5 protein-coding genes are annotated in these 6,474 nt (G+C 70.8%); 2 read left to right on the top strand and 3 right to left on the bottom strand.

The features are described from left to right. Positions 1 to 214: 214 nt before the first annotated feature. Complete coding sequence (locus ABZ719_RS36920) at positions 215 to 1,489, bottom strand: glucarate dehydratase family protein (protein ID WP_366729545.1); 1,275 nt, start codon at positions 1,487 to 1,489, stop codon at positions 215 to 217. Further along, on the bottom strand, positions 1,486 to 2,472 hold the full coding sequence (locus tag ABZ719_RS36925) for a 5-dehydro-4-deoxyglucarate dehydratase (protein WP_366729546.1): 987 nt from the start codon (positions 2,470 to 2,472) through the stop codon (positions 1,486 to 1,488). The genes ABZ719_RS36920 and ABZ719_RS36925 overlap by 4 nt, the downstream gene beginning before the upstream one ends. 1,579 nt (positions 2,473 to 4,051) lie before the next feature. Here ABZ719_RS36925 and ABZ719_RS36930 point away from each other — a divergent pair. Next, positions 4,052 to 4,213, top strand: a complete 162-nt coding sequence (locus ABZ719_RS36930; protein ID WP_366729547.1) for a hypothetical protein — start codon at positions 4,052 to 4,054, stop codon at positions 4,211 to 4,213. A 570-nt stretch (positions 4,214 to 4,783) separates the two neighbouring features. Here ABZ719_RS36930 and ABZ719_RS36935 read toward each other — a convergent pair. Continuing rightward, on the bottom strand, positions 4,784 to 5,281 hold the full coding sequence (locus ABZ719_RS36935) for a nitroreductase family deazaflavin-dependent oxidoreductase (protein WP_366729548.1): 498 nt from the start codon (positions 5,279 to 5,281) through the stop codon (positions 4,784 to 4,786). A 495-nt stretch (positions 5,282 to 5,776) separates the two neighbouring features. Here ABZ719_RS36935 and ABZ719_RS36940 point away from each other — a divergent pair, with 495 nt between their 5' ends. After that, positions 5,777 to 6,310: a MarR family transcriptional regulator gene (locus ABZ719_RS36940; RefSeq protein ID WP_366729549.1), complete on the top strand. Its 534-nt coding sequence runs from the start codon at positions 5,777 to 5,779 to the stop codon at positions 6,308 to 6,310. Positions 6,311 to 6,474: the final 164 nt, after the last annotated feature.

Below are 6,474 nucleotides of genomic sequence, written 5' to 3' on the forward strand. Positions count from 1 at the left end.
CCACCCGCTACGACAAGACCGCCGAGTCCTACCAAGCAGCCATCACCCTCGCATCGCTCCTGATGTGGGCGTGACACTTTGACGACAACTCCTAGTGGCGCAGCTGTCAGGGCCTTTCGGCAACGCCGCGAGTGTGCGTGCCGGGCGTCGCGAGCCGGGCGCCCCTTCTGTTCGCAGCTCTCAGGGCGCCCGGGCCGGCCGGCGCGTCCCGGTGTCACCAGCGAGGGGACTTCTTCTCGTACGACGGATCCAGCCGGCGCATGTAGCCGGTGTCGTCCCGGTTGCGCAGGCCGCACCGCAGGTACTGCTCGTGCAGCCGGGCCAGTGCGTCGCGGTCGAGCTCGACACCGAGGCCGGGAGCGCGCGGCACGGCGAGCGAGCCGTCACGGAAGGCGAGCACGCCGGGGACGATCACGTCCTCCGCCGGGTCCTTCCACGGCCAGTGCGTGTCGCAGGCGTAGGTGAGGTTCTCCGTCGCGGCGGCCAGGTGGGTCATCGCGGCCAGGCTGATGCCGAGATGGGAGTTGGAGTGCATCGACAGGCCCAGCCCGAAGGTGCCGCAGATCCCGGCCAGCAGCTTGGAGCGGTGCAGCCCGCCCCAGTAGTGGTGGTCGGAGAGCACGACCCGCACTGCGTCGGCGCGCACCGCGGAGGGAAGTTCGTCGAAGGCGACCACGCACATGTTGGTGGCCAGCGGCATCGCGGCCTCACGGGCGACGCGGGCCATGCCCTCCTGACCGGGCGTGGGGTCCTCCAGGTACTCCAGGACTCCTTCGAGGTCGCGGGCCACCTTCAGCGAGGTCTCCACGCTCCACGCGGCGTTGGGGTCCAGGCGCAGCGGGACGGCGGGGAACGCCTCCCGCAGGGCCAGGACCGCCTCCACCTCCTGCTCGGGCGGCATCACGCCACCCTTGAGTTTGATCGCCGTGAAGCCGTACGCGTCCACCATGCGCCGGGCCTGGGCCACGATCCCTTCGGGATCAAGGGCGGGGCCCCAGTCGTCGGGCTCGTACCCCGGGTGCGCGGCCCACTTGTAGAAGAGATACGCGCTGAAGGGCACCCGGTCGCGGACGGCCCCGCCGAGCAGGTCGCAGACCGGGCGGCCGGCGGCGCGGCCCTGGATGTCCAGACAGGCCACCTCGAACGGGGAGAAGACCCGGTCGACCGTGCTGCTGGTGGTGATCATGCCGGTCAGTCCGTGGCCGTCGCTGCCGCTGTCCCCACCGAGCACGTCGGCGATCCGCCGGTGCATCGGGCCGAGTTCGTGGACGTCCATCCCGGTGATCGCGTCGGCGGCCGCGCGCAGTCTGCGCAGGTGGCCCTCGTCGGCGTAGGTCTCGCCCAGCCCGGTCACGCCCTGGTCGGTCGTCACTTCGACGACGGCGCGCAGCGCGTAGGGTTCGTGGACGCCGACGGCGTTGAGCAGGGCGGGATCCTTGAATGCCACAGGGGTGATGTCGACGCGGACGATCCGCAGCTCCGGGCTCATCGGACCGCCGCCTCGGCGGTCGCGGCCGCCCCGTCGGCCGCAAGGGCTCCGGTGAGAAGGGCCGAGCCTCGTGCGATGAGTTCCTCCAGCTCGGCCAGGTGCTCGGGCGCGGGATCGGTGAGCGGCGGGCGTACACCGCCCACGTCCAGTCCTCTCAGCCGGACGCCCGCCTTGACGAGGGACACCGAGTAGCCGGGAACGCGGTCGCGCAGCGTGATCAGGGGATGGAAGAACCCGCCGAGAAGCCGCTGGACGGTGACTTCGTCCCCCGCGGTCACGGCCCGGTGGAAGGCGAGGGCGATCTCTGGGGCGAAGCAGAACACCGCGGAGGAGTACAGCTCGACGCCGATGCCGCGGTAGGCCAGTACGGTTCCTTCCGCGGTGGGCATCCCGTTGAAGAACTGGAACGCGCTGCCGCCGGTCGCCGTGTCGGCACGGACGGCGGTCACGATCCTTGCCATGAGGTCCAGATCGCCGGTGCCGTCCTTGAGACCCACCACCTGCGGCAGCCGCGCGACTTCGAGGGCCGAGGGCACGTCGAACCGGGCCGTGCCCCGCTGGTAGACGATCGCCGGCAGCGAGGTGACCTCCAGTACCTGGCGCACATAGGCGACCAGTCCGGCCGACGGTCCGGCCACCAGGTACGGGGGCATCAGCAGCAGCCCGTTCGCACCGGCCTCTTCCGCGGCCCGCGCGTAGTGCTGAGCCAGAACCAGCGAACCGCCCGCGCCCGCGAAGACCGGCACCCGGCCGTCCGTCACTTCCACGGCCGTCCTCACCACCGTGGCGAACTCCCCCGGCCCGAGCGCGTGGAACTCCCCCGTACCGCAGGCGACGAACACCCCACCCGCCCCCGCTCGGACACCACTGCGGATGTGCTCCGCAAGTTTCGCCGCATCGACCGAACCGTCCGAGGCGAACGGAGTGACAGGGAAGAACAAAACACCTTCCAGCATGGAACCCTCTCTCTCGTGTTCAGACATATGAACTTACGTCAGAATGGCGAACCGCTGGCTCGGAAGCTAGGCGCGTCCATGCATGGAGGTCAAGAGGCGTGCGCAGGGTCGCTTCAGAGAGCGTGACACGGATGCGCGACATGCCGCACCCGCGAGCGCAAGCCTCGACCGCCGCCTGAACTGGCCGTATGCCGCATGGGATGACGTCCGCCCGTGGCGGGAATCAGATGACGCCCGACACGACCGCAGACCTCGAGGCGCCTTCTTCCACAGAGACGACCCGGGAGCGGCTACGGGCGCTGGTTGTGCGACAGACACGGTCGCGGCGCGTTCCGGTCAGCCGCTGATGACGCGGCAGCGCGCGGACGCACGCCGGAGGGGGACGCCGACGGTCCGGACGAATCACATAGGGAGGGTTGCCGAACGCAGTCCCTCTCTCTAAGGTGCTCCGAGGATTTCGGAATTAAACCGAAACATTTCGAAGCTCAGGAGTGGCACCATATCCAGAACAGCCGTCAGAGCCAGATCCGCCGGAGCGCTCGCCGCCGCCCCCGTCACCGCCGGTGTCGCGGCGCGCCGACCGCGCACGTCGTCGCTCGGCTGGACGGCGATGAGGAGGACCGCCTCGATCCGCTCAGTGCTCTGCTCCCCGCCGTGATCCGCCGGTTGCCCGGCTTTGGCCTTGCCGACCCCGCCCAGGCGCCGATCGACACCGGCGCCCTCCCGGCCACAGCCACGGTCGCGGGCATGCGCATGGCGTCGTCGAGTTGACCGGCCCTGATCGGGGCGGGAGTCGCTTCGGCCCTCACCCTCTGTCGCAGGTCTGTCGCGGGGCCACCCGGCCGCGGATGCCGGCCATCACTGTCGTCCTGGCCTCTCTCCACTCGCGGCCGGAGTCAGGTGGTCGGCGGGATTGGCCATCTGCGGTGCGCGGCCGAAGGTTCGGCTGTGGCCAGGTGTCAGACGGTGGCCAGGAAGGCGCGGACGGCACCCGCGAAGCCGACCGGATCGTTGGCGTAGACGAAGTGGTCGGTCTCCAGCTCGGCCAGGCGGGTGCCGGGCCGTTGCTGGACCATCCGCTGCGCCTGCTCGACGGGCAGTACGCAGACAGCGGTTCCGGGCTGGTCGGCTCCGGGGCGTCGAAGATGTCCTGGCCCCGGAATCCCGGCGGGCCGCAGTTGGTCTTGTGTCTGGGGGTTCCTGGGCCGCTTGTCGGGGCGGTGGCGTCGGTGAAGGCCGGCAAGGGTGCGGCTGGGCCGGGGGAAGCGGACGGGAGTGCCCTGGCGGACGGCGTGGTGTGGCTGGGGGCCTGGGCTGGGCGATGCGGGTCTTTCCGACGCCCGAGAGGGCGCAAGAGGAGGACCGCCTCGCCGGCATGCAGCCGGCGCAGGGCGCCGAGGTCGCGAGGTCTGGGCGCCGGGCAGTTGGGACAGGAAAGAAGGTGATCGTCGACCTGGCATGCGCCCGTAACGGCGTCGTAACGGCGTCGGCCGCGGCCGGAAGTGTCTCCGGAGCGGCCGGTATGCGCCTTGCGGCGACTCCGTGAGCGCGTCACCTTCACATTGGATAGTTGAATCCGGTGGTGTTTTGCGTGCGAGGGGGATGAATGGACGACAGCGATGAGGAGCGAATTCGCAGGGCTGTTGAGCGTGGCGTGCGGGATGCGAAAAGCCCGTCCTGCACCTGCGGGGGGTGCCTCTTCATCTTGATCCTCATCCTCGGCTTCCTGGCCTTTGTCCAGAATCTGACCTCCACCTCGGGGAAGTGATGGAGCCGGCCGCCAGCGCTCGGCACGGACCGTCCTCGGCGTGCGCCGGCAGGTGCACGGCCTCACCGCGGCGTCGCGGTGTCCGTGCGGGACGAGGATGATCATGCGACTCTCTGTCAACGTCGGCGGCCGCGACCAAGGTCAGGGACACCGTGCCATGTCGGTGAAGCGTGGGGAGGCCGGCCGACGGGGAAGGCGGTTCGGCCTCGCCAGGTGACCGACCTCCTCGGCGCCCGCGCGATGGGTGCGTCGCGTACTGCCGGACGGTGGCCGTCGCGCGCCTGGCTGTCGGCCGGCTGTCCGGGCTCCGCGTACGGCGGGACGGAACCGACCGAGCCCGCGCCGCCCGCGAGCTGGACCGAACTTCGCGGTCCCAAGGCCGACACCACCCCGCGCTCTGGCCCCCGAGCCGGCACGTCCCGGCCCCGGTGCAGCGAGGTTGCGGAAGCAGGCCGCGGGCCCGTCAACGCCCCGGCCTGCGGAGGCGTCCGGTGTTCGGCCGCCGCCTTCGAGGGCCGGGGCGTACGGTGCCGGAGGACGTCCGTGCGACCCTCCTGCACCGTACGGCGTTCACGACGGCCGCGAGTCGACTCCCGTGCACAGCCGCACGAATGGAATGGCCATGCCCGCCTCGTGGAATGCGGCTCGGCTGCCGTCGGCCGGGAGGCCCAGGAACGCGCACAGGCGGCGGGCGAGCCGCGGGTGGCGCTGGGCGTAGCGCGCCATGATGTCGGCGCCTTCCTCGGGCGTGAGGAAGTGTGCGGTGACGGCATGGTGCCGGTTGCCGAGCTGGATGACCGTCTTCGGCTGCGAGCGCAGGTTGCGCAACCAGTCGGCTTTGGCCCCGAAGCCGGAGGCGACGATCCAGCCGTCCTCTTCGTGGGCCACGACCTCCAGGACGACCCGGCGGTCGAGTCCGGTGTTGCGGCCGGTGTGGTGCAGCAGGAGCAGCCGCCTGCCGAAGATCCACCCGAGCCCCAGGCGGAAGAGGTGTATCGGCGAGCGTGCGGCCAGGCGCCGCCGGCCGACGGGAGGCCGAGGACGGTGGGGAGGGCTGGAGTCTGCCATCGGCGCCTTCCGCGGGTCGGGAATGTCAGCTCTTGCACTCACTTCGGTCAAGGTTCGGGGCGCGGCCATGCTTCGCCCACCTCACCTTTGCATAGTCTAAAGGTTGCGGGCGCTTCTCCGGAGAGGCCTCCCAGTTCTGTCAGTCCCCCTGCGTAGCGCTTCTGCCAGTCCCCTTGCGGGGCGCTCGGTCCGTACGACGGATTGTTCGTGGTGCGCCGCGGCTTCACCCCCATGGCATCGGTCGCCGGCGTGAGCGGGGTGGTCATCGCCGCGGCGATGACGCGCTCGCGGGTACGCCTGCTCGATGATCCCGGCCCACGTCGTGCCCTCGAAACAGTACGGGAGGATCGGGTCCGGTACGCCGCAGGACCGCCCCCCTACTCCCCAGGACGATGCCGCGACGGTCCTGCTCCGACACCGCCGCGGCGGGGGCCTTCAGATGCGCGGGGCGCCACCGGATGACGAGTGGCGCCCGGGCCGCGATAGAAAAGAGGCATGCCGGAGCGTGAGACCCCTGCGGGGACGACGGACGATGTCGATGTGGTGACCCGGGCGGTGCTGACCGCCTCCAAGGTGCTGGTGGCCGTCTCGGCCCGCTCCCTCGCCGAGGTCGAGGACAGGGTGACTCTGCCGCAGTTCCGGATGCTGGTCGTGCTCTCCACACGAGGAGCCACCAAGCTCGTCGCGCTCGCCGATCTGCTCCAGGTGGCGCCTTCCACCGCCATGCGCATGGTGGACCGGCTGATCGCGGCCGGGCTCGCCGACCGCCGGCCCAACCCCGGCAACCGCCGCGAGACGCTGCTGCAGCTCACCGAGGAAGGACGCCGCACGGTCGAGGACGTCACGGCACGACGCAGGACGGAGATCGCGACGATCGTCGAACGTCTGAGTCCCACACAGCGGCTGGCCCTCATCGAAGCCCTGGCCGCCTTCAACAGAGCGGGAGGCGAACCGCCCGCCCCCACGGCCGAGCACCGGGAACCGTTCCCGCTGGGGTGGGGGGACGGCATACCGGGACACACCATCTGAGAGTCGTCCTGGTCCGCGAAGGCCCGCGGCCCGGCGCGGGCCCCCGTACGGTGAGCGCCGCCCCTCTCACCTCTCGTACAGATGCGCGGAGGCGACGCGACCGCCCCTAGGCAACCGTGTGCACGGCACGCAGAGCGCTTTGGTGGCTCAGCCAGCCGACGGGC

Source organism: Streptomyces sp. NPDC006743 (assembly GCF_040703815.1).
In the GTDB taxonomy this organism is placed as follows: Bacteria; Actinomycetota; Actinomycetes; order Streptomycetales; family Streptomycetaceae; genus Streptomyces.